Source organism: Daejeonella oryzae DSM 19973, from assembly GCF_000422945.1.
Taxonomy (GTDB): Bacteria; Bacteroidota; Bacteroidia; order Sphingobacteriales; family Sphingobacteriaceae; genus Daejeonella; species Daejeonella oryzae.
The window spans coordinates 463493-486365 of the sequence record NZ_AUHA01000003.1 but is presented as its reverse complement, the minus strand read 5'-3'; the positions used below and the strand labels follow the sequence as shown (position 1 = coordinate 486365).

The 22873-nt window shown below is 36.3% G+C and carries 16 protein-coding genes; 8 read left to right on the top strand and 8 right to left on the bottom strand.

Annotated features, from left to right (window positions below):
* Window positions 1–7 precede the first annotated feature (7 nt).
* From G521_RS0109715 to G521_RS0109695, 5 genes are read right to left on the bottom strand one after another with little or no spacing between them, the layout of a single operon-like run.
* Window positions 8–694, bottom strand: a complete 687-nt coding sequence (locus tag G521_RS0109715; protein ID WP_026898364.1) for a type 1 glutamine amidotransferase domain-containing protein — start codon at window positions 692–694, stop codon at window positions 8–10.
* Between the two features lie 22 nt (window positions 695–716).
* Entirely contained in the window at window positions 717–1877 is a 1161-nt protein-coding gene (locus G521_RS0109710; RefSeq protein ID WP_026898363.1) for an iron-containing alcohol dehydrogenase, read from the bottom strand.
* Window positions 1878–1914: 37 nt separating this feature from the next.
* On the bottom strand, window positions 1915–2541 hold the full coding sequence (locus G521_RS0109705) for a DsbA family oxidoreductase (RefSeq protein ID WP_026898362.1): 627 nt from the start codon (window positions 2539–2541) through the stop codon (window positions 1915–1917).
* A gap of 3 nt (window positions 2542–2544) precedes the next feature.
* Window positions 2545–3540 carry an NADP-dependent oxidoreductase gene (locus G521_RS0109700; protein ID WP_026898361.1) on the bottom strand — a complete coding sequence of 332 codons (996 nt, stop codon included), beginning with the start codon at window positions 3538–3540 and terminating at the stop codon, window positions 2545–2547.
* Between the two features lie 30 nt (window positions 3541–3570).
* Window positions 3571–4008, bottom strand: a complete 438-nt coding sequence (locus tag G521_RS0109695; RefSeq protein WP_026898360.1) for a MarR family winged helix-turn-helix transcriptional regulator — start codon at window positions 4006–4008, stop codon at window positions 3571–3573.
* Window positions 4009–4267: 259 nt separating this feature from the next.
* Here G521_RS0109695 and G521_RS16905 point away from each other — a divergent pair, with 259 nt between their 5' ends.
* From G521_RS16905 to ruvB, 6 genes are all read left to right on the top strand, one after another.
* On the top strand, window positions 4268–5989 hold the full coding sequence (locus tag G521_RS16905) for a L,D-transpeptidase family protein (RefSeq protein WP_220096063.1): 1722 nt from the start codon (window positions 4268–4270) through the stop codon (window positions 5987–5989).
* Between the two features lie 126 nt (window positions 5990–6115).
* Window positions 6116–7294: an acetyl-CoA C-acyltransferase gene (locus G521_RS0109680; protein WP_026898359.1), complete on the top strand. Its 1179-nt coding sequence runs from the start codon at window positions 6116–6118 to the stop codon at window positions 7292–7294.
* A gap of 12 nt (window positions 7295–7306) precedes the next feature.
* On the top strand, window positions 7307–8224 hold the full coding sequence (locus G521_RS0109675) for a hypothetical protein (RefSeq protein ID WP_026898358.1): 918 nt from the start codon (window positions 7307–7309) through the stop codon (window positions 8222–8224).
* Window positions 8225–8430: 206 nt separating this feature from the next.
* Complete coding sequence (locus G521_RS0109670) at window positions 8431–9819, top strand: peptide MFS transporter (protein WP_026898357.1); 1389 nt, start codon at window positions 8431–8433, stop codon at window positions 9817–9819.
* 147 nt (window positions 9820–9966) lie between these two features.
* A complete protein-coding gene (locus tag G521_RS0109665) occupies window positions 9967–10731 on the top strand; it encodes a polyprenol monophosphomannose synthase (RefSeq protein WP_026898356.1) in 765 nt (254 codons plus the stop codon).
* Window positions 10732–10764: 33 nt separating this feature from the next.
* Entirely contained in the window at window positions 10765–11787 is a 1023-nt protein-coding gene (gene ruvB / locus G521_RS0109660; RefSeq protein ID WP_026898355.1) for a Holliday junction branch migration DNA helicase RuvB, read from the top strand.
* Between the two features lie 88 nt (window positions 11788–11875).
* On the opposite strand, the gene G521_RS0109655 is transcribed toward ruvB, so the two are convergent.
* The gene (locus tag G521_RS0109655; protein WP_026898354.1) at window positions 11876–13231 is read right to left on the bottom strand and encodes an OmpA family protein; all 1356 of its coding nucleotides are present in this window, start codon (window positions 13229–13231) and stop codon (window positions 11876–11878) included.
* A 215-nt stretch (window positions 13232–13446) separates the two neighbouring features.
* Here G521_RS0109655 and G521_RS0109650 point away from each other — a divergent pair, with 215 nt between their 5' ends.
* Both G521_RS0109650 and G521_RS0109645 read left to right on the top strand, forming a co-directional pair.
* Window positions 13447–15633, top strand: coding sequence for a glutamine synthetase III family protein (locus tag G521_RS0109650; protein WP_026898353.1), 2187 nt, complete (start codon window positions 13447–13449; stop codon window positions 15631–15633).
* 129 nt (window positions 15634–15762) lie between these two features.
* On the top strand, window positions 15763–16941 hold the full coding sequence (locus G521_RS0109645) for an AIR synthase related protein (RefSeq protein WP_026898352.1): 1179 nt from the start codon (window positions 15763–15765) through the stop codon (window positions 16939–16941).
* 72 nt (window positions 16942–17013) lie between these two features.
* On the opposite strand, the gene G521_RS16900 is transcribed toward G521_RS0109645, so the two are convergent.
* Window positions 17014–19221 carry a S46 family peptidase gene (locus tag G521_RS16900; protein ID WP_155975769.1) on the bottom strand — a complete coding sequence of 736 codons (2208 nt, stop codon included), beginning with the start codon at window positions 19219–19221 and terminating at the stop codon, window positions 17014–17016.
* A 133-nt stretch (window positions 19222–19354) separates the two neighbouring features.
* On the bottom strand, window positions 19355–22648 hold the full coding sequence (locus tag G521_RS0109635) for a TonB-dependent receptor (RefSeq protein ID WP_026898351.1): 3294 nt from the start codon (window positions 22646–22648) through the stop codon (window positions 19355–19357).
* Window positions 22649–22873 lie beyond the last annotated feature (225 nt).

The following is a 22873-nucleotide window of genomic DNA, read 5'->3' as shown; positions in this document are numbered from 1 at the left end:
GAGTTACTTAATTTTTCCTTTGAAGAGTTTCTAAAAGAAGTTTTGCAGCTTCTTCTGATGAAGCCGGATTCTGGCCTGTAATCAAGAGACCATCTTTTTTAACATATGAGCCCCAATCTGCCCCTTTGCTATAATTTCCTCCCAGTTTTTTAACTTCATCTTCAAGTAAAAAAGGCACAATATCAGTTAACTGAACGGCATCTTCTTCTGTATTAGAAAAACCGGTAATATCTTTTCCTTTAACCAAAGGCTCTCCGTTAGGAGCTTTAACTTTAACAAGCGCTGCAGGTGAATGACATACAAATGCTATAGGCTTATTGTTCTTATAAAAACTTTCAATTAAAGAAATAGAAATTTCATCATTCGCTAAATCCCATAAGGGGCCGTGTCCTCCCGGATAAAAAACTGCATCAAAATCAGCTTGGTTTACTTCACTCAGTTTTACAGATGCAGCCAATTTTTTTTGTAAATCCTGATCTTTATCATAACGTTTAGTAGCAGGAGTTTGTGCATCTGGTGCTTCACTTTTCGGATCAATAGGCGGCATCCCGCCTTTTGGAGAGGCAATTGTAATTTCTACCCCTGCATCAGCCATTACATAATATGGTGCTGCAAATTCTTCAATCCAGAATCCGGTTTTTTCTCCGGTATTTCCTAAATCGCTATGCGATGTTAATACAATAAGAACTTTCATAATTTTCATCTTTTTTTTATTATTAATAACTCATTTCTACAATTTTTTCTACATCAGAAGGTTTTAAATTTTTATTTTCTCCCAGGCCTGCCCAACCTCTATCAGTAAAACGGCTTGAAATTTTTTGAGCTGTTCCTTTATAATCTGTTGTGTATTCAGAAAGAGTAGTTTTAATTTCCATAGAATGAAAAAACTCCTCGGTTTTGGAAATTGCAAGTTTCGCTATCTCTTCTGTTGAACCTTCATTAATTCCCCATACACGTTTTCCATACTGAGCCAATTTGTCTTTTTTTGACTCTAAATTATACCGGTAATGACTGGGTGCAATAATGGCTAGCGTTCTTGCATGATCTATACCAAATAAAGCGGTTAATTCGTGGCCTATAGCATGTACGGCCCAGTCTGTAGGAACTCCTTTTTGAATTAAACCGTTAAGGGCCATAGTGCAGCTCCACATAAAATTGGATGCAGCTTCATAATCAGCCGGATTTTTTAAAATGCGTGGAGCAATTTCTATCAGAGTTTGCATAATACTTTCAGAAAAACGATCCTGTAAATATGCTTGAGCAGGATAAGTCATATATTGCTCCAGAACATGAGTGAAAGCATCCGTAATTCCGTTTGCCAGTTGCCGTTGTGGTAGTGATTTTATAACCTCAGGATCAAGAATTGAAAACTGAGGAAATAAGCCCGGGCCACCCATTCCAAATTTTTCCTGAGTTTCGGCCCTGGTAATAACAGCACCTGAGTTCATTTCTGAACCTGTGGCAGGGATAGTAAGAACAGTTCCGAAAGGCATTCCCTTTTCAGTTTTAATATTATTTACCAGGATATCCCAAGGGTTTTCTCCACTGAAAAGTGCGGCAGAGGAAAGAAATTTGGTCCCATCAATTACAGAACCACCTCCTACTGCAAGTAGGTAAGTAATATTTTCATCTTTGATAATCTTAAGGGCTTTTAATAAAACTTCATATTCTGGATTGGCCGGTATACCTGCGAATTCTATAAATTGAAACCCTTCAAGTGCATTAATCACCTGCTCATATATTCCGTTTTTCTTAATACTGCCACCCCCATAAAGCATCAATATTTTTGCATCCTTTGGAATTTCATTAGAAAGATTTTTAATCTGTCCTTTTCCAAAGATTATCTTGGTTGGATTTTTAAATTCAAAATTTAACATATCGTATTATTAATTATAGGATTTTGGTATATCCCGATTACTGCTCTAATTGTTTAAATGCTTCTAAAAAAACATCTGCAGATTGAGCACCCTCAATCATGTATTTGTTATTTATTATAAATGAAGGCACCGCGTTAATTCCTGACTCCCGGTACATTTCCTCTTCCATAAGCACTTCCTTTCTACCCTCATCTGATTTCAGGAAAGTTAAAATTTCGGTTTTACTTAGACCACACGATTTACCTACTTCTACAAGTGTATCTGTTTTGCTAAAATCTTTACCGTCAACAAAATAAGCTTTAAATAGCAAGGTTGCCAATTCATGATCTTTTTGGTGTTTTTTGGCTAAGATCATTAAGCGATGCACGTCAATTGTATTCGGAATATTAGTAATTAACTCCGGATTCATATCTAGAGATTCTGAAACTGCGATGTCTTTTAACTTATCGAACATACCTTCACCTTCGGGCCCAAATTTATTCTGCAGAAATTCATCTTTTGCCATCCCATCTTTCCCTAATTCGGGATGAAGTTGGAATGCCTTCCAGGAAATTTCAAACTTATATTCACTTTGTTTAATCGCATCACTTAGTCTTTTCTGACCGATATAACACCATGGGCATACCAGATCTGAAACAATATCTATCTTAATAGTTTTTTGCATTTTTTATATTTTGACAATCATTTTACCTTCATTTTTCCCCTCAAATAAATCAAGGAAAGCCCGGGGAATATTATCAAAGCCTTCAACGATAGTTTCAGAATAGGTAAGCTTTCCCTCCTTTAACCAGGTGCTTAGTTTTTGAATTGCTTCGGGAAACTTATCAGAAAAATCTGAAACAATAAAACCACGCATCAGGGCACTTTTTACCAAAAGAACAGGCTGAATTTGTGGTCCCAAAAGGGGTTGTGTCTCATTATAAATAGATATGGCTCCGCAAATTGGGATCCGTGCATATCTGTTTATATTAGCCAAAACCGCATCAGAAATTTCAGCACCTACATTATCGAAGTAAATATCTACTCCATCAGGACAAAACTTTTTAATTGCTTGTTTGATATCGCTGGTGGTTTTATAATTTATTGCTTCATCAAACTTGAATTTTGATTTCAGGGTTTCGACTTTCTCGTCTGATCCCGCTATACCAATAACCCGGCAGCCTAAAATCTTTCCAATTTGCCCAACTACACTTCCAACCGCACCTGCAGCTCCTGAAACAACAAGAGTTTCTCCGTTCTTTGGACTACCTATTTCTGTCAATCCAAGGTAAGCTGTTAACCCTGTCATCCCTAAAATTCCAAGGTAAGCTGATAATGGAGCCGCTTTTTCATCCACTTTAATCAATCCTTTTCCTTTTGAAATTTGAAATTCTTTCCATTCCAACACTCCGGATACAAAGTCCCCCGGAGTAAATTCAGAATTATTAGATGCCACAACTTCAGCTATTAAACCAGACTGAATGGGTTTATTTATCTCAAATGGAGGAACGTATGACTTAGAATCATTCATTCTACCACGCAGGTAAGGATCTACAGAGACATAGAGTGTTTTTAATAAAATTTCTCCCTCTCCGGCTTGCGGTATGTCTTCAGTAATTAACTCAAAATCTTCTAAAACTGGTTTTCCAACCGGTCTTTTAGCTAACAGGATTACTTTATTCATATTTTCAATATTTTCTTATAAGAAATTGGACTATTTTCTAATGATTTCTAAAAGGTTGTTTAAAGAATCAGATTGTTGATCACTCAATTTAAAAACGCCCTCATTAATTATTATTCTGGCCTGCTCTTTTAAGAGCAAACCCCTGGAGGTAAGTTTAATATACACTACACGCTGATCTGTTAAGTTTCTCTCCTTTTCAATTAAGCCCTTCTCCATGAGTTTATTTAGCAATCTTGATACATTAGGCATCCGGTCAATTAACCTGTCTTTAATTAAATTCACAGGTGCTGTGTGCTTTTCCTGTCCGTGAAGTATGCTTAGCACATTAAATTGCTGTAATGATAAACCAGTCGGTTTTAATGCTATGGCTATTTTATTTAAAATCCAATTAGATGTAAATATGATGTTGGTAGCCGCCCTTTGCTGAGGACTTTCGAAATGATGCTTTAACTCTTCTTCTATCTTCATGAATTATAAATTGACCGATGCAAAAATACAATCCATGGATTATAAAACCATGGATAATGCCAATATTTTTGCCTTTATAATGTCATTTTAAAAGTAAATCACTACTGTGCAGAATAGGTACTATGTTTTCGGAAGTATATAATTTATAAAATTAAAAAGGACGGCACATTGTTTGCAAAACGGAATACGTAAACTAAATACACCCTTATAATATGTGTTTAGTAATTTTTACTTAAAATACTATCTCAATCAAATAAATATGATCGCAAAGTGTACTATTATGCCTACTAAAAGTCTATCCTTTAAACAAAAACAATCAATTCGGGTTTCTAAACTTCTATTTAAAAGTGTTTCATGGATGATGGGAATTTCGATGTTTATATTTTTTACATCATGTTCCAACGATGCTAAAGAATTAAAAGCATTAAAGAATATGGGTCCTCAACCCACTGTAGATAGTATATATATTGTTAAATATTTAAGTACTACTCCAAAGTTTAAAGAACAGACCGATTGGGCGAAAAAATTTTACAAGGAGAGAGACTTTAAACTTGGGTGGTTTAAAGATCATCAGCTTGTACCGCAGGCAGAGGAAATGCTGAATGTTATTAAAAAATCTGCTGAAGAAGGTTTAGATCCTAAAGATTATCAAATCAAGGATTTTGATAAATTATTTGCTGAGTTAAAGGCTTCAATTAAAGATTCCTCAAAATATATTACTATGGAGAAAGAAATTGACATGTCTTTATCCGCTACTTATTTTGTGTGGGCATCTGATTATTACCGTGGCGTAGTAGTTCCAAAAGAAAATAAAGAAATTGAATGGGATGTAAAGCGTAATAAAATTAAACTTCACAAAGCTTTATTAACTGTTTTGGGAGAAAGAGAAAGCAAATATTCATATGCTGATTTTAAGCCTTTACATGAAGATTATTCCCGCTTAAAAATTGCACTGGCAAATTACAGAAAAATACAGGCTGCCGGGGGATGGCCTGTAATCCCTTCGGGAACTAAAATTAAGCCGGGTCAAAACTCTCCTACTGTTGATATTTTATACAAAAGATTATTGGGGTCAACTGCAAAAGCAGATACGGGCGTTCATACAGTTTACGATGAAAATTTAGTATCTGCTGTTAAACAATTTCAGGCACAAAATGGACTGAAAGCTGATGGATCATTGGGACCTGAAACAATTAAATTTTTAAATATATCTGTGGATTCGCGTATTAAGCAGATTATATTAAATATGGAAAGATGGAGATGGATTCCAAAAAGCTTTGAACCGGACTACTTACTTGTAAATATCCCTGAATTTAAACTTCATGTATTTGAGAAAGGTCAGGAAAAATTTGACATGAGGGTAATTGTAGGAAAAACACTGAATTCCACACCGATTTTCAGCGATAAAATGGAGTATGTAGTTCTTTCTCCTTATTGGAATGTACCGATGAGTATTATAACCAAAGAACTTGCTCCTAAACTTGCCAGTGATCCCAATTACCTGGATCATTTGGATATGGAAGTTGTGACTAATAAAGGTGCACAGGTAGATCCTTCATCTATCGATTGGTCTTCAGTAAATGAAAAGAATTTTAAATACATCCTTCGTCGTCGGCCGGGACCGAAAAATGATCTTGGTGATGTTAAATTCATATTCCCTAATTCTCAAGACATTTATCTTCACGATACCCCTCATGATGAATTATTTAGTCAGGCTAAAAGAGGTTTTAGTCATGGTTGTGTACGTGTAGAAAAGCCAATTGATCTGGCGGAATATTTATTAAGAAATGTACCAGGTTACGACCGTTCTAATATCATGAATACAATATCCTTACGTAAAGAAAAACACGTTTCTCTAAAACAGGTTTTGCCGGTTTATCTGGTATACTTTACTGCATGGACAGATAAAAGCGGTCAGGTTCACTTCCGTGATGATATTTATGGTCATGATAAAACTTTAGCACAACAATATTTTAATTAATAAAAAGTATTAAAAAATTTAAATAGTATTAAATGGTCAACGCCGGGAAGTTTTTCCGGCGTTTTTTATTAAAATTGTTTTCAGGTCAAATACCTAACTTGCGATGTCTAATCAATTTTTATTTAAATGAAAGAAGTATATATCATATCTGCTGTACGCACACCAATCGGAAGTTTTGGTGGAAGTTTATCCTCATTGTCTGCAACCAAACTTGGAGCTATAGCCATTAAAGCGGCTGTTGAAAAAGCCGGAATTAAACCATCAGATGTACAGGAAGTTATAATGGGAAATGTGCTTTCTGCCAACCTGGGTCAGGCCCCGGCAACGCAGGCTGCAAAGTATGCAGGACTGCCAGATGTTCCTACAACCACAGTAAACAAAGTTTGTGCTTCGGGAACAAAAGCCATCATGTTTGCAGCTCAAAGTATTGCATTGGGTCACAATGATATTATGGTTGCAGGTGGTATGGAGAGCATGAGTAACGTTCCATACTATCTTGATAAAGCACGAACCGGTTACCGTTTAGGCGATGGACAGTTAATAGACGGTTTAGTTAAAGATGGCTTATGGGATGTTTACAATAACTACCATATGGGTTCTGCAGCAGAATTATGTGCTACAGATTGTCAAATTAGTCGTGAAGATCAGGATGCATATGCTATAGAATCTTACAAACGTAGTCAGGCTGCACAAAAAGCAGGGAAATTTTCTAATGAAATTGCTCCCGTAGAAATTACCGGACGTAAAGGTGACATTACTCAAATAAATGAAGATGAGGAAATTAACGCAGTTAACTTTGACAAGATTCCTTCATTAAAACCTGTATTTAAAAAAGACGGAACTGTAACCGCTGCCAACGCTTCTACGTTAAATGACGGATCTGCGGCTTTAGTTTTAATGAGTAAAGAAAAAGCCGAAGAACTTGGATTAAAGCCTTTGGCAAAAATTATAGGGTATGCAGATGCTCAGCAAGCTCCGGAATGGTTTACAACCGCTCCTTCAAAAGCAATTCCAAGAGCTTTGAAAAACGCTGGCATTTCTGCTGAACAGGTTGATTTTTATGAAATTAATGAAGCTTTTTCTGTAGTTTCTTTAGCCAACAATAAAGAATTACAACTTGATGCACAAAAAGTGAATGTAAATGGTGGAGCTGTTTCTATGGGACACCCGCTGGGAGCTTCCGGAGCACGTATTGTTGTTACTTTATTAAATGTACTGCAGCAAAATAATGGAAAAATAGGTGTTGCCAGTATTTGCAACGGTGGTGGTGGTGCAAGTGCATTGGTTATAGAAAACTTGCAATAACAAAATATACTGATGAAGCACTTTATCGCTATTCTGGGAATATTCTTATTATGCAGCACAGCCGCCCGTGCTCAGCATTCTGATGATAGCAGCAATAGAAAACAATTAGCTGCTTTTCAGGATAGCCTCAAATCGCTCAGTTATAAAATCATTAATAATTCGGTTGAGCCGGAGCGCTATAATGCAAATTATACATTTATCCGTACATTGGTAAGTGCCTTGAAAATTTCAAGGTCATATAACTTTAGCTTTGATTCCTTAAAATCTGTATCCGTTCAAAATTCTCCTGATTCACGTTTCCGCATCTTTAGCTGGAACGTTATGAATAATGACGGTAGCTATCGATTTTATGGTACGGTTCAAATGAACAATCCGGATGGAAAACTGGAAATGTTCCCCTTAGTAGATTATTCGGCAGGAATTAAAAATCCTGCCGATACGTTAACTAATAATGATAAATGGTATGGTGCCCAGTATTATAAGATAATTCCTGTTTTAAATAATGTTAAAACGCCCTATTATATTCTATTGGGCTGGAAAGGAAATAATATTAAATCAACCAAAAAAGTTATTGACGTACTTTATTTTAAAGATGGCAAAGCACATTTTGGAATGCCTGTATTTGATGGCGATAAAGATCGCCCTGCACAAAAACGGGTTATTTTTGAATATACCCGTAAGGCAAGTATGTTTTTAAACTTTAATCTGAATGAAGCGATGATTGTATTTGATCATCTGGCCCCACCCGACCCAAAGCTTAACGGCAGATACGAACTTTACGGTCCTGATTTCTCTTACGATGGGTATAAACTGGTAAATGGCAGATGGAAATTTGTTACAGATTTAGAACTTAAAAATCCACCTACCGATAAGGATAATGAATTCAATGATCCTAAAAAAATGGGCACTATAGCACCAATAAATAATTAAATTTTGCAATACCCAATTTGTAAATGGTTGAATTGCTTTTTAACAACCTATTTATTAGTTCCACACGTGTTATAGATTAAAAAATCTTAAATAATTTCTTACCTATGCAAATTAATAAGCTCTGATAAAAGATATATCAATTATCCTTCTTATTTTGCGATTTGAATCCAATTATTAATTCAAACTTTAAGAACCATATTAACTATATGAAACAAGAAAAACAGCTATTTGGTCATCCGGCAGGACTGTACATTCTCTTTTTTACAGAACTCTGGGAAAGATTTAGTTATTATGGAATGAGAGCCTTGTTGGTTTTATTCCTTGTAGCTTCAGTTAATGGAGATAATCCCGGTTACGGCTGGACAGAATCAGAAGCTTTAAAACTTTACGGAATCTACACGTTCCTGGTTTATTTGTCTTCCATTCCGGGAGGAATTATTGCTGATAAATGGCTAGGGCAAAAGAAAACCGTATTTATTGGTGGTTTATTGTTAGTAATTGGTCATAGTATTTTGGCTTATCAGGCTTTGTGGGCGTTTTACACCGGATTGGCTTTTATCATCGCAGGTGTTGGTTGTTTAAAACCAAATATTTCAACCATGGTTGGTGGATTGTATCCTCAGGGTGACGATCGTCGCGATAAAGGTTTCACCATATTTTATATCGGAATAAACGTTGGAGCTTTCTTATCCGCTTTAATTGTTGGATATATTGGCGAAACCTATGGCTGGCATTATGGATTTGGAGCAGCAGGTATTGGTATGGCTCTTGGTCAAATCGTGTTCATGGCCGGTCAGAAATACTTAGTTGGTGTTGGTGAATCTTTTAGATCTTTAGAAGTAAAAGGCGAAGTGAAAAATACTCCTCTCAGTAAAGTTGAGAAAGACCGTATTATTGTAATGCTTATTTCTTTCCTGCTGATCATTGTGTTCTGGGCTTCTTTTGAGCAGGCCGGAGGATTAATGAATCTATACGCAGATCAAAAAACCGATCGTACAATAGCTATGCTGAATTGGCAGGTTCCGGCTACGTGGTTCCAGTCTGTTAATGCATTTTTCATTATTACTCTGGGAGTTCCAATAGCAGCTTTTTGGTATAACCGCAAGAAAAAGGGAAAAGAATCATCTTCTATATTAAAAATGGCAATTGGCGTAATCATTATGGGATGGGGATTTTTATTCATGACAGCTGCATCTTTCCAATTTCAAAACGAGGGTTCATCTGCTATGTACTGGTTAGTATTAGCTTACTTATTCCATACAGTTGGTGAATTATGTACTTCTCCTGTTGCATTATCTTATATTACTAAATTATCACCACTCAAATATTCTTCTATTATGATGGGTGTTTATTTTGCTGCTACCGGTCTGGGTAATTATGTTGCAGGCTGGGTTGGTGTTTGGTCACAAACTGCAGGTGAACTGGAAATATTTACCGGAATCGCAATATTCTGTACATTAATCGGAGGTTTAGTTTTATTAATGCTAAAACCTCTGAAAAGACTTGCACATGGCGCTGAAGATTTCACAGAAGATTCTATACCAAATGCAAATACAGAACAAATTGAATTGAATCCGGCTTTAAAACCCAGATAATCCTTAAAATATATTATCGTATCAATAAGACTCATAGCTCCGGTTATGAGTCTTTTTGATTTTAATAGTTTTTATAATTAACAGTCCCGGTTAATTACGCAAGGTTTTTATTTTAAACACTTATATTCGCTTTTTAAAAATAAATACGTGTTATCTGATAGCCTGGTACTAATTCCTACTTATAATGAAAAGGAAAATATCGAAAATATTATTCGTACGGTATTCTCTTTACCCGATGTTTTTCATATTCTGATTATTGACGATGGTTCTCCTGATGGAACCGCGGATATTGTAAAACATTTACAGGGCGAATTCTCAGGTAAACTGCATATTGAAGAAAGAAAAGGAAAATTAGGTTTGGGAACAGCTTATATCCATGGATTTAAATGGGCACTCAAGCATAATTACGATTATATTTTTGAAATGGATGCTGATTTCTCTCATAATCCTAAAGATCTGATTAAATTAAAAATAGCCTGTACAGAAGGAGCCGATGTAGCCATTGGATCCCGTTACATTAAAGGAATTAATGTAGTAAACTGGCCTATGAGTCGGGTATTAATGTCATACTTTGCCTCAGTATATGTTCGTTTTATAACCGGAATTGATATTCAGGATACTACAGCCGGCTTTAAATGCTATAAAAGAAGAGTTTTAGAAACCATTAATCTGGAAAAAATAAAATTTATTGGCTATGCCTTTCAGATTGAAATGAAATTTACTGCTATCAAGCATGGTTTTAAAGTTGTTGAAGTGCCTATCATCTTTACCGACCGTACAGAAGGAACTTCAAAAATGAGTACGCATATCTTCAGAGAAGCTTTTTTGGGGGTTATTCAGATTAAAATTAACAGCTGGTTTAGAAAATATGAGAAACCAATTGCAGAAAAACAAAATGCAAGGTTAAATTGAACTCAATTCTAAATTTAAAAGTAGCCAGATAAAATGAACGAGAATTTAGATGCGAGTCAGGAAAATCTTTCACCTGTTGAACGTGAAATAGAAAAAGTATTAAGGCCGCAGGTTTTTGAAGATTTTACGGGTCAGTTTAAGATCATGGCTAATCTCAGAATATTTGTTCAGGCAGCAAAATTACGTGGCGAAGCTTTAGATCATGTGCTTTTGCACGGTCCTCCCGGACTGGGGAAAACCACTTTGTCGCATATTATAGCGAATGAAATGGGCGTTAATATCCGGATAACATCTGGTCCGGTGTTAGATAAACCGGGTGATCTTGCCGGCTTACTTACTAATCTGGAAGAGGGTGATATTTTATTTATCGATGAAATTCATCGGCTGAGCCCGCTTGTTGAAGAATATTTGTATTCTGCAATGGAAGATTTTAAAATTGACATTATGCTTGAAACAGGTCCTAATGCCCGTTCCGTCCAGATATCATTAAATCCATTTACATTAGTTGGCGCTACAACCCGATCCGGATTACTTACCGCTCCCTTGCGTGCCCGTTTCGGAATTAATAGCCGTCTGGAATATTACGATGCCAAATTGCTTACCACAATAGTTCTTCGTTCAGCACAAATTTTAAAAACTCCAATCTCTGATGAAGGAGCTTATGAAATCGCCCGAAGAAGCCGGGGTACTCCCCGGATCGCGAATGCATTACTAAGAAGAACCAGAGATTTTGCTCAGATTAAGGGGAACGGAAGCATTGACACAGAAATAGCTCAGTATGCTTTAAATGCTCTGAATGTAGATACGCATGGTTTGGATGAAATGGATAATCGTATCCTGCTAACTATAATTGACAAATTTAAAGGCGGACCTGTTGGTTTAAAAACAATTGCTACTGCTGTAGGAGAAGATGAAGGAACCATAGAAGAAGTTTATGAACCTTTTTTAATTCAGGAGGGCTATCTGATGCGAACATCAAGAGGGAGAGAATGTACCGAAAATGCGTACAAGCACCTTAACAGAATAAAACCAGGCAGCACTCCTTCCCTGTTTTAAATACATTCTTTAGGGTTTGCAACTTGGATTACAATTTAAAAAATAAGAGACAGCGCAGGCTGTCTCTTATTTAATTAACTATTCTTTATTAGTAAAGAGTGAATTCAACTCTCCGGTTTTGCTGACGACCTGATTCAGTTTTGTTTGAGGCAATAGGTTGACCTTCTCCAAAACCTGTTGCCGAAATCCGGGAAGGATTAGCTCCCTTGCTGACCAGGTAAGATTTTACAGATTCTGCACGATCTTTAGAAAGTTTCATGTTTGATGCATCATTACCCACATTATCAGTATGACCTGCCAATTGTAAACTAAAGTTTTTGTTTACCAATATTCCGGCAACACGGTCTAAACTTTCAAAAGAGGTAGAACGAATACTGGCTTTACCAAAATCAAATTCAAGATTTCGGATGGCTTCTGCAACCACTCTTTTATCTTCTTCAGTAACAATTACTTTTACAGGATTATTTACAGTAATCTGCAATGGACAGCCTGCTCCGTCAACCTGAATTCCGGCGGGAGTATCCGGACATTTATCAAAATGATCCGAAACACCATCCTTATCGGCATCATTCAGGAATTTTTTCCACTCAGCATTTATTTCAGCCATTCGCTGGGCATTATTTGCCCGTTCTGCAGCTAACTCTTCTCTTAACGAGGCATTTCTGGAAATATAATCTGCTTCCATGGCTGCCACCGGATTATAAGTTGCCAGCTGAGGTTTTGATTTCGGGCCCAAAGCAAATTCCAAACCAATGTGAGCAAAAGAAAATTTATCGTTTTGGGGGATATTCGGATAACCATCTACATTATCTGCATCTACAAAATTCATGGTATAACCCAGATCTAAATTAACACCTTTAGACAAGACAAATTTCATTCCTGCTCCTACCGGGATAAATAATTCACGAATGTTATCACCAGGCTTATAGTCAACCTGCTCTCCGGAAGTTGTTGTTAATTTAGTAGTATAACTCATAATTCCTGCACCAGCAGTAAGATAAGGCTGTATTACATTCTGACGATGCATCCAGTAAATATTTCCTAAACTTAAATTACCGCTTAAACTACCTGAGTATTCAAGTTTGGTAACATAAGATGCAAACGGACTATTCAAAGATGTTCCATTGCCCAGTGGTTCTGAATTATCAGCCTTAAGTTTACCGGCCAAAAAATTAGCCTGAATACCGAATGCAGGAATTATTTGCTTCTTAATATATCCTCCATAACCCAGATCAGCTTTCCAGGTTGTAAAATCATTTTTACCAAATGGAACTACAGGGCTTAAAACTCCACCATTAAAACCAACAGACCAGGTTCTGAAAGAATTTCCTGAAGAAAAAGGTTTTAAATAAGTAGCAGAGCTCGTACTATCCTGGGCCATAACATTGCCTGAAAATAAAATAGCCGCAGCCAAAGCTGAAGTTTTTAGATAATTTTTAATCATAATTATTAGTTTATTCTGCTGTTAATGAACAATACTTGTACCAGAAGAAGCTGAAATTATAAAATATGACAGTAAATAAATCTCAATCGATGAGTAAGATTCTAAATTTTAAAGAAATATTATTCGATTTTATTATTTTTTTTAGACAAATTTTTAGATTTTGCAATAAAGAACAGTACTTTTGTGACTAATTAATCAAAAAACCATAGAAAAATATGTCGAGTTTACGATTTCAAGCTTTAAACGCGGTGCTTTCAAGAGTAATTCCTGAAGTAAAAACACCTTCTTCAAAAATTTCTGATTTTTTTGGAGTAAATGTATTTGATAAAAAGAAAATGAAAGACTTTTTATCCAAAGAAGCATTCTTAAGTATTAATAATTCAATTGACTTAGGTGAGCCTTTGCATCGCGAAGTATCTGAACAAGTTGCAACAGCTATGAAAGCCTGGGCCATGGCCAAAGGTGCTACTCATTATACACATTGGTTTCAACCATTAACCGGTACTACTGCTGAAAAGCACGATTCATTTTTTGAGCCTACAGTAGATGGTTCTGCTATTGAGCATTTTTCAGGAGATGCGTTAGTTCAGCAAGAGCCGGATGCATCCAGTTTCCCAAGCGGCGGAATCAGAAATACGTTCGAAGCACGTGGTTACACCGCATGGGATCCATCTTCGCCTGCTTTTATAATGGAAAGTAAATCCGGTAAAACGTTATGTATTCCTACCGTTTTTGTATCCTATACAGGTGAGGCTTTAGATTACAAAGCTCCATTATTAAAAGCACTTTCTGCTTTAGACAAAGCTGCTGTAGATGTTTGCGGTTATTTTGATAAATCTATTACTAAAGTTACGGCTTCCCTGGGTATTGAGCAGGAATACTTTTTAGTAGATCTGGCTTTATATAATGCACGTCCGGATTTGTTAATGACAGGTCGTACTTTATTCGGTCATATGTCTGCCAAAGGACAGCAGCTTGAAGATCATTATTTTGGAACTATTCCAGAAAGAGTGTATGCTTACATGCTTGATTTTGAAACCGAAGCATTGAAATTAGGTATTCCTTTAAAAACCCGTCATAATGAAGTGGCACCTTCACAGTTTGAGTGTGCACCAATTTATGAAGAGATCAACCTTGCAATTGATCATAACCAATTGCTTATGGATTTGATGGACAAAATTGCCAAACGTCACAATTTTAAGGTTTTACTTCACGAAAAACCATATGCGGGAATTAACGGTTCAGGAAAACATAATAACTGGAGCATAATTACCAATACAGGTAAAAACTTATTATCGCCGGGTAAAACCCCGAAAAACAATCTGATGTTTCTTACATTTTTTGTTAACACAATAAGAGCTGTATATGAGCATTCAGATCTTTTACGTTCCTCTATTTCATCCGTTAGCAATGATCATCGATTAGGCGCCAATGAAGCTCCTCCTGCTATTATTTCAACTTTTCTTGGAAGTCAGTTAAGTGATGTGCTTGATGAAGTGGAAACCTCAAGAATCAGTAAAAAAATAAAGGAAGATAATTCACTATGGTTAGGAATTCCTAAAATACCTCAGATCCTATTAGATAATACCGACCGTAACCGTACCTCTCCTTTTGCTTTTACTGGAAATAAATTCGAATTCAGAGCAGTAGGTTCTTCTGCAAATTCATCGGCAGCAATGACCGTTTTAAATACTATTGTTGCAGATCAGCTTGTTAAATTCAAAGCAGAGGTTGATAAATTAATTAAAAAAGGAGAGAAAAAGGATATCGCTATTCTGATCATTCTGAAAAAATATATTAAGGAATCAAAAGATATCCGTTTTGAAGGAAATGGCTATAGTGAGGAATGGGAAAAAGAAGCCGAATCACGTGGTTTATCCAATATTAAAACTACTCCAAAAGCTTTGGATATTGATATTGCTGAAAAAACAATGCAGTTGTTTGAAAGAACAGGTGTATTTAACCATCGCGAAGCTCATGCCCGTTATGAGATCAGAATGGAGAGCTTTTATAAGAAACTTCAGATTGAAGCCCGTATTATGGGTGAGTTGGTTAACAGCGTAATTATTCCTGCTGCTATATCTTACCAAAGTAAACTGGTAGAAAACGTTCGCGGATTGAAAGATCTGGGAATGAATGCCGATTCTTATAAAGGTCAGATGGAAATAATCAATGATCTTTCCAAGCATATCAACTTTATTAAAAGCAATGTAGATGAAATGATTGAAGAACGTAAAAAAGCCAATAAGTTGGAAGATGTAAGAGATAAATCTATCGCTTATGACGAAATTGTTAAAACATATTTCGACCCGATTCGCTATCACGTTGATAAATTGGAGCAATTAGTTGATGACGCACAGTGGCCTTTACCAAAATTCAGAGAAATGTTATTTATAAAATAGATCCCAGAGATCCATAAAATCATATCAGAATTTTATTTGAATTCGACAAATTTCCGTCCAGACGGAAATTTGTCGTTTTAAGCCAAATCTCAAATCCCAATTTCGAATCTAAAACTTAACTTTGCCCCCATGTCTAATTCCAAATACAATCAACGCGGCGTTTCTGCCGATAAAGAAGATGTACATAATGCCATTAAGAATATAGATAAAGGCATTTTCCCACAAGCATTTTGCAAAATCATTCCGGATATTTTAGGGGGCGATGATCATTATTGTAATATTATGCATGCAGACGGAGCTGGTACAAAATCATCTCTCGCATACGTTTACTGGAAAGAAACCGGGGATTTATCTGTATGGCGTGGAATTGCACAGGATGCAATTATCATGAATCTGGATGACCTTTTATGTGTTGGAGCAACTGATAACATACTTTTATCATCAACCATTGGCCGGAATAAAAATTTGATTCCTGCTGAAGTAATTGCTGAAATTATTAATGGAACAGAAGACATATTATCTGAGCTAAGAGAAGCCGGAATCGGCATTTATTCAACAGGGGGTGAGACTGCCGATGTTGGCGATCTGGTACGCACCATTATTGTAGATTCTACCGTAACCTGCCGAATGAAACGGGAGGATATAATTTCTAATGATCATATCAAACCAGGAGATGTAATTGTTGGGCTGGCTTCATACGGCAAATCAACTTACGAAAAGGAATATAACGGAGGGATGGGATCTAATGGACTTACCTCCGCAAGGCATGATGTTTTTCATAAATATGTGGCCGAAAAATATCCTGAGAGTTATGATCCCTCTGTTCCGTATGAATTAGTTTTTGCCGGAAATAAAAAACTTACTGATACAATACAAATTGATAATCATACCGAAATTACAGCTGGTAAGCTGGTTCTTTCACCTACAAGAACATATGCTCCTGTTGTAAAAGCTATACTGCAAAATTACCGGAATCAAATTCATGGAATGGTGCATTGCAGCGGCGGTGCACAAACTAAAATTCTGCATTTTATTGATAACCTACATATAATTAAAGACAATTTATTCCCTGTTCCTCCCCTGTTCGGGCTGATTAAAGACCAGTCTGACACCTCCTGGGAAGAAATGTATAAAGTATTTAACATGGGTCATCGTTTGGAATTTTATGTTCCTGCTGAGATTGCTGATGAGATTATTCGTATTTCCCAAGGTTTTAATATTGATGCTCAAATAGTTGGGCGTGTAGAAAAGGCGGATAAAAAACAGGTAACCATACTTTCTGAATATGGAGAATTTGTCTATCACTAAATCAACATTCATCAAAAAAAAATCCTCTTTAGCTAAATACTAAAGAGGATTTTTTCATTAAAACTATCTCAATTATTTTTTCATTTTCAAAGTAGACTTGTTAGGTTTTGCAACCATGTTATCACGACGAATATCAAGTTCATTGATAATATTCTTAGCGCCTCCCAAAACATCTATACACCATAAAACAAAACGGGCATCAACTGAAATAGTGCGTTTGTAGTTTTTATCAAATGCAATATCCCCACTCATAGCTTCCCAGTTACCGTCAAAAGCAAGACCAATAAGTTCGCCATTTCCGTTGATAACCGGAGAACCTGAATTACCACCGGTAATGTCATTGTTAGAAATAAATCCGACTGGAAGAGTTCCGTTTTCTCCATATTCTCTGAAATCACGTTTTGCATACGCATCTAATAAAGACTGCGGAAGATCAAATTCATCATCACCCTTTTGATACTTAGCAACCATTCCGTCAATATTTGTGGAAATATCATATGTAATTCCATCTTTAGGAGAATAATTTTGAACCTGTCCGTATGTAATCCGCATTGTAGAATTAGCATCCGGATACATCAACTTACCTTTATTGTTTTCTAAAAGTGCTTTCAAATAGATATTGTCCAATTTATTTTTAGCAGTTTCAAAATCAGATAAAATTGAACCGAAATTGGCTTTTACATAATCAGCAGAGTTCAGGTTTTTGGCAAATAAATATCCCGGATCTTTTTCTAAAATCTCCTGACTTGGTTTTTCCCAGAAAGTTTTGAGAGAAGCAGGTTTTATCAAAACACTTTTATCCCACAGGTAATTTGCATAATTAGAAAAAGTAGCTTCAGGTGTTCCTTTCCAGTAATCTTCAACAATCAGAGTAATAAATTTCGGATGCTGAGATTTAGGAACATCATTATAAAATGCGGTTAATATTCCTGCAAAGATCTTTTTATCTGCAATTTCGTTATACGTATTTTCATAATCAGCCAGTATATTTTTAACGGTAGCATTTACCTGAGAAGCATACGCCTGATCATCTTTTCTGGCTGATATACTGCTTAAAGCTCTTGAAAAATTATTTGCGTTCCGAACCCAGGTTGACGCTAACAAACCATTGCTGCCGGCATATATGCTGTGTACCGCATAAGGTTCATAAGCAGCATAAGCAGTCTTATAATTATTTAATAAATTAGCATACTCGGGATTACCCTTTACAGAATTTGTAAAAGCCATTTCCTGTTTTTGCTTCTCTTCGTAAATTTTAAGTCTTTTCAACTGCTCGGTTTGCCCGATGTAATATTTCCAGTAATTGGCAATATTAGCATATTGCGAAGAAAGCTTTAAACGTGTATCCACACTTTTATCCATTTCTTCTTTCCAGGCTTTTAAACGAATATCTCTGAGTTTTACGATTGCCGGATTCGTTTTATCTGTGGCAACCTGAACTCCGTAAGATGTTAAAAAACGATCTGTTCTGCCCGGATATCCGTAAACCATAGCAAAATCGCCATTCTTAACGCCTTTGATAGAAACCGGAAGAGATTTTTTAGGAGTATATGGTTTGTTATTTACTGAATATGCGGCCGCTTTGTTTTCTGCGTCAGCATATACGCGAAAGATTGAAAAATCTCCGGTATGACGGGGCCATTCCCAGTTATCAGTGTCGCCACCAAATTTGCCGATTGACTGAGGAGGAACTCCTACCAAACGAACATCATTAAAACGATTGTAAACAAACAGAAGATATTGATTGGCTTTATAAATATCTTTTACCTCTGCTTCCTGGGTAGTTCCACCCATTGCTTCGGCTGCAATTTGCTTGGATACCTCTGCAATCTTAGCCGCTTTTTCTGCTTCGGGAACACCCTTAATGGCTGCCATAACTTTAGGAGTTACATCTTCCATACGAACCAGGAAACGAACAAATAATCCAGGGATAGGCTTTTCCTGTGCGTATGATTTAGCGTAGAAACCACTATCCAGCATATTGTTTTCCGGAGTTGAATTAGAAGCTACGGCATCATATCCGCAGTGATGATTAGTGAAAATTAATCCATTTTTAGATACAATTTCACCAGTACAAAATCCTCCAAACGATACGATGGCATCTTTCAAACTGGCTTTGTTTACACTATACAAATCCTCGGGAGTTAATTTAAATCCCGCCTTTTTCATTTGTTCATAGTTTTTTCCGATAAGCATCGGAAGCCACATTCCTTCGTCTGCCTTAACCATGTTGCCGGTTAGCAGTACAAAAGCGATAGCCCAGAGGGCTATTAATTTCATTTTTCTCATGCTGATAATTTAATGTTTAACAAAGATAACAATGAATGTATTTGATTACACAACTAGTCAATTTTTAAGCCATAAAAAAACCCGCTTCAATAATTGAAGCGGGTTTCAAATTAGTTGATATTAATTAATTGAAAATATAACGGAATCCAAATTGAGCACGGTAAGTATCAGCACCAATTGAAGTAGTATTTCCAAAAGTTGAAGTTACAGGAGTTGTTCCTGAAAAGTTGTTATACTGGTAAGTTGGGTTTCCGGAAGCATCAGTACCACGTGGTGATAAGATTCTAGACTGATTTACAAATTTACCACCACCCCAATCTTTGTTGATCATATTGGTAACGTTGAACACATCCACACGGAATTGCAAAATATTGTTTTTACCGTTATCACGGATGTTGAATTCCTGGATGAATGCAGCATCAGCTCTGTAATACCATGGGAACAAAGCACCATTACGTTCTGCATATTTACCACGATTTTTGCTTAAATAATCATCCTGGCTGATATACTGATCAAATAATTGAGCTTGCTCATCAGCAGTAAAAGTACGTGAAACCGCATTTGCACCAGAGCCTACAGTAACAGTTCTTGGAACAAATCTTAATTCAGATGCATTGTTTGGAATGTAAACTAAATCATTTGTGTTACCATCACCGTTTAAATCTCCTGAGTAAATGTAACTGAAGTTACCTGACTGACGACCTTCGCCGAAAACAGATATTTCAGAAGAACCGATTTTATAAGATTTTTTATAAGAAGCGGTAGCAATTACGCGGTGACGCTGATCGTCAGCAGCAAATGCTAATGGAGCATTATTTGCATCATAAACAATTGCGTTGTTGTTGTAAGAACCACTTGCGTTACTTCCTGCATTAAGTACGTTTTTAGATTTTCCGTAAGTGTAAGCAGCTTTGAAATAAACACCTTTTCTGTAAGGACGTTCAATTGCAGCAGTTGCAGAATAAGAATATCCTTCGTCTGTATTTGTTAAATAATATAAAGCGGTAATGTTATCATTAATTCTTGATGCATTATTAAATGCTGTACTGCTTAATCCTAAACCCGGGTAGGTTGGACGAGCATCAGGACCGGCAAATGAACCAGTTGAAGATTCCTGATTGATATTCTCGTAATCAACAGCGTTGATATCTTTTGAGTATAAGAACTCAGCTGTACCTACTAAACCGGCAAATAATTTTTTGTCAAATGCTAAGTTACTTCTCCAAACCTGTGGGAATTTAAAATTAGGATCAGTAACGTTTAGCTCATATGTGGTTGGTAAACCAGCTGAAGGATTTGCCGGGATATATTGAGCAGGATTTGGACTGAAAGGACGATTTGTAGTATTGTCGATAGATTCAAATCCTGATAATACACCGTTATTTCCGATTTGATTAGAGATCCAAACGAAAGCAGGACGACCGGTAAATAATCCGGATCCACCACGAATTTGAAGATCACTTTCTCCTTTTACATTGTAGTTGAAACCAACTCTTGGAGATAATAATAATTTAGAAGCCGGCAATTCATCAGTACTAACCTGTACGTTTTCACCAGCACCATTTTTAAATGTTAAAGGAGTAACATTTGCATTGAAGTAACCTGTTTTATCGAAAACCGGAATATCGGCTCTTAATCCTGCGGTTACTTTGAAATTTTCATTTGCCTGGAATTCATCCTGAACATACGCTCCTGTATACCAAACTTTGGTTTCCTGAACTGGCTCTGCACCACCTGGTAAAGCTGAAAAACGTAATTGGAAACGTCTTAAAGATACAGGTGAAGTAGTTAAGCTATTATTGGCTTTATAAGAATTAATAGCAGTATTAAAATCATTAAGACTGTTAAATACGTAAACACTCTGTGAACCCGGGAAAAATACGTTTGCAAACTCTAAGCGCTCTACACTGATACCACCCGTTAACGTGTGTTTGTTAGCATAGTAAGTTAAGTTATTTGATGCCTGATAGGTACTGTAACTTAATTTATTGTTTGGTGTGAAAGGCTCAGTTCCCGCAGTAATATAGGTAGATCCTCCATTTTGTATTTCAATTAATGGGAAAAGATTTCCTGCAGATCCACGATCTTCATTCTGGTAAGTGTAACCAGCTATAAAAGTATTTGAAAATTTACCGAAAGTTGAGTTTAACTCTCCTACTACTGAATGAATTTTTTCGTTCTGACTGTAGTTAGAATTACGGAAACTCATTGATCTTGATCCGTTAAAACGATTACCAAAACCTAAAGAAGATGAATTAGAAACCGGCTTATCATCAGATGAATTCAAATAGTTATAGCGAATAGAGAATTTGTTCTTATCATTTATATTCCAATCTAAACGGCTGATGAAACGATCACCTTTAGTCTGAAAATTATATGCCTGATAAATTCCTGTTTCGTAACCTAAAGATGCTAACTGGTTACTTACCAAAGCTAGTTCCGAAGAAGAAACTGAAGAAATATTATTTCCGGCTGTCTGTCCTGCTTCACGTGCGAAGAAAGAAGATGCTGGCGTGCTGTTTTTTTGTTTCTCAGCATTTACGAAGAAAAACAATTTGTTTTTTACGATAGGGCCACCTAAACTCAAACCGAACTGCGTAGAGTTAAAGTTTTGTTTTACCAGGTTAACCTCTTTTGTTTTATCACCTACAAACTGCTCTGATTGAACATTGTAAAAAAACGTACCGGTTACATTATTAGTTCCTGATTTAGTAACCGCATTCACACCGGCTCCTACGAAACCAGACTGACGAACGTCAAATGGTGCGATGTTAACCTGAATCTGATCAATTGCATCCAAAGAAATTGGCGCAACACCTGTACGGCCACCCGGCTGTCCGGATAATCCAAAAGAGTTATTGAATAATGAACCATCAACAGTGATACTATTTAAACGGTTATCCTGTCCACCAAATGACTGACCATTTGCCTGGGGAGTTAACCGTGTAAAATCATTGATTGTTCTTCCGATAGTTGGAAGACTTGCAATTGCTTCACGGCCAATGTTAGTAGCTGCTCCTGTTCTGTCTGAAGAAATAATTGCATTCTTAGGACTAGCCGTTACCATAACTTCAACTAATTCAGTGGTAGTCGGATCTAACTTCGCATTAACAGTAGAAGCTGTTCCTAAAGTTAAACTCACATTCTCAATTACGCGATCTTTGTAACCTATAAACTTTACAGTAATAGTATAAGGACCACCAACACGCATGCCGGGAACAGTATATTTTCCCTGAACATTTGTTGAAGTAGAATAGCGGCTTCCAGATGGATTGTGAACTGCTATTACTGTTGCACCAGGTAAGGATTCGCCTCTTTCATCAGACACCGTACCGGTTAAACTACTTGTTGTTACCTGGGCATACATGCTAAATGCCGTCAATAACAAAACAAGCGTAGAGAGTAAAATTTTCTTCATGTTGTTTTTTGTTTGTTAGATTTAAATCTACCTGTGGGTTTTTATAATTTCGGCAAAGATAATCAGGTTTTTCAAAAAAAGAAGGTATATCATGTTAACTTAATGTTAACAATGCGCTTATTTTTAGACATTTCCATAAAAACTTCATTTTTGTAATTTAAACAGGCTTATGCGCTTAAACATTTCTTGTTAGAATTCTATTTTCTTAGATTTGGCGCTCAATTA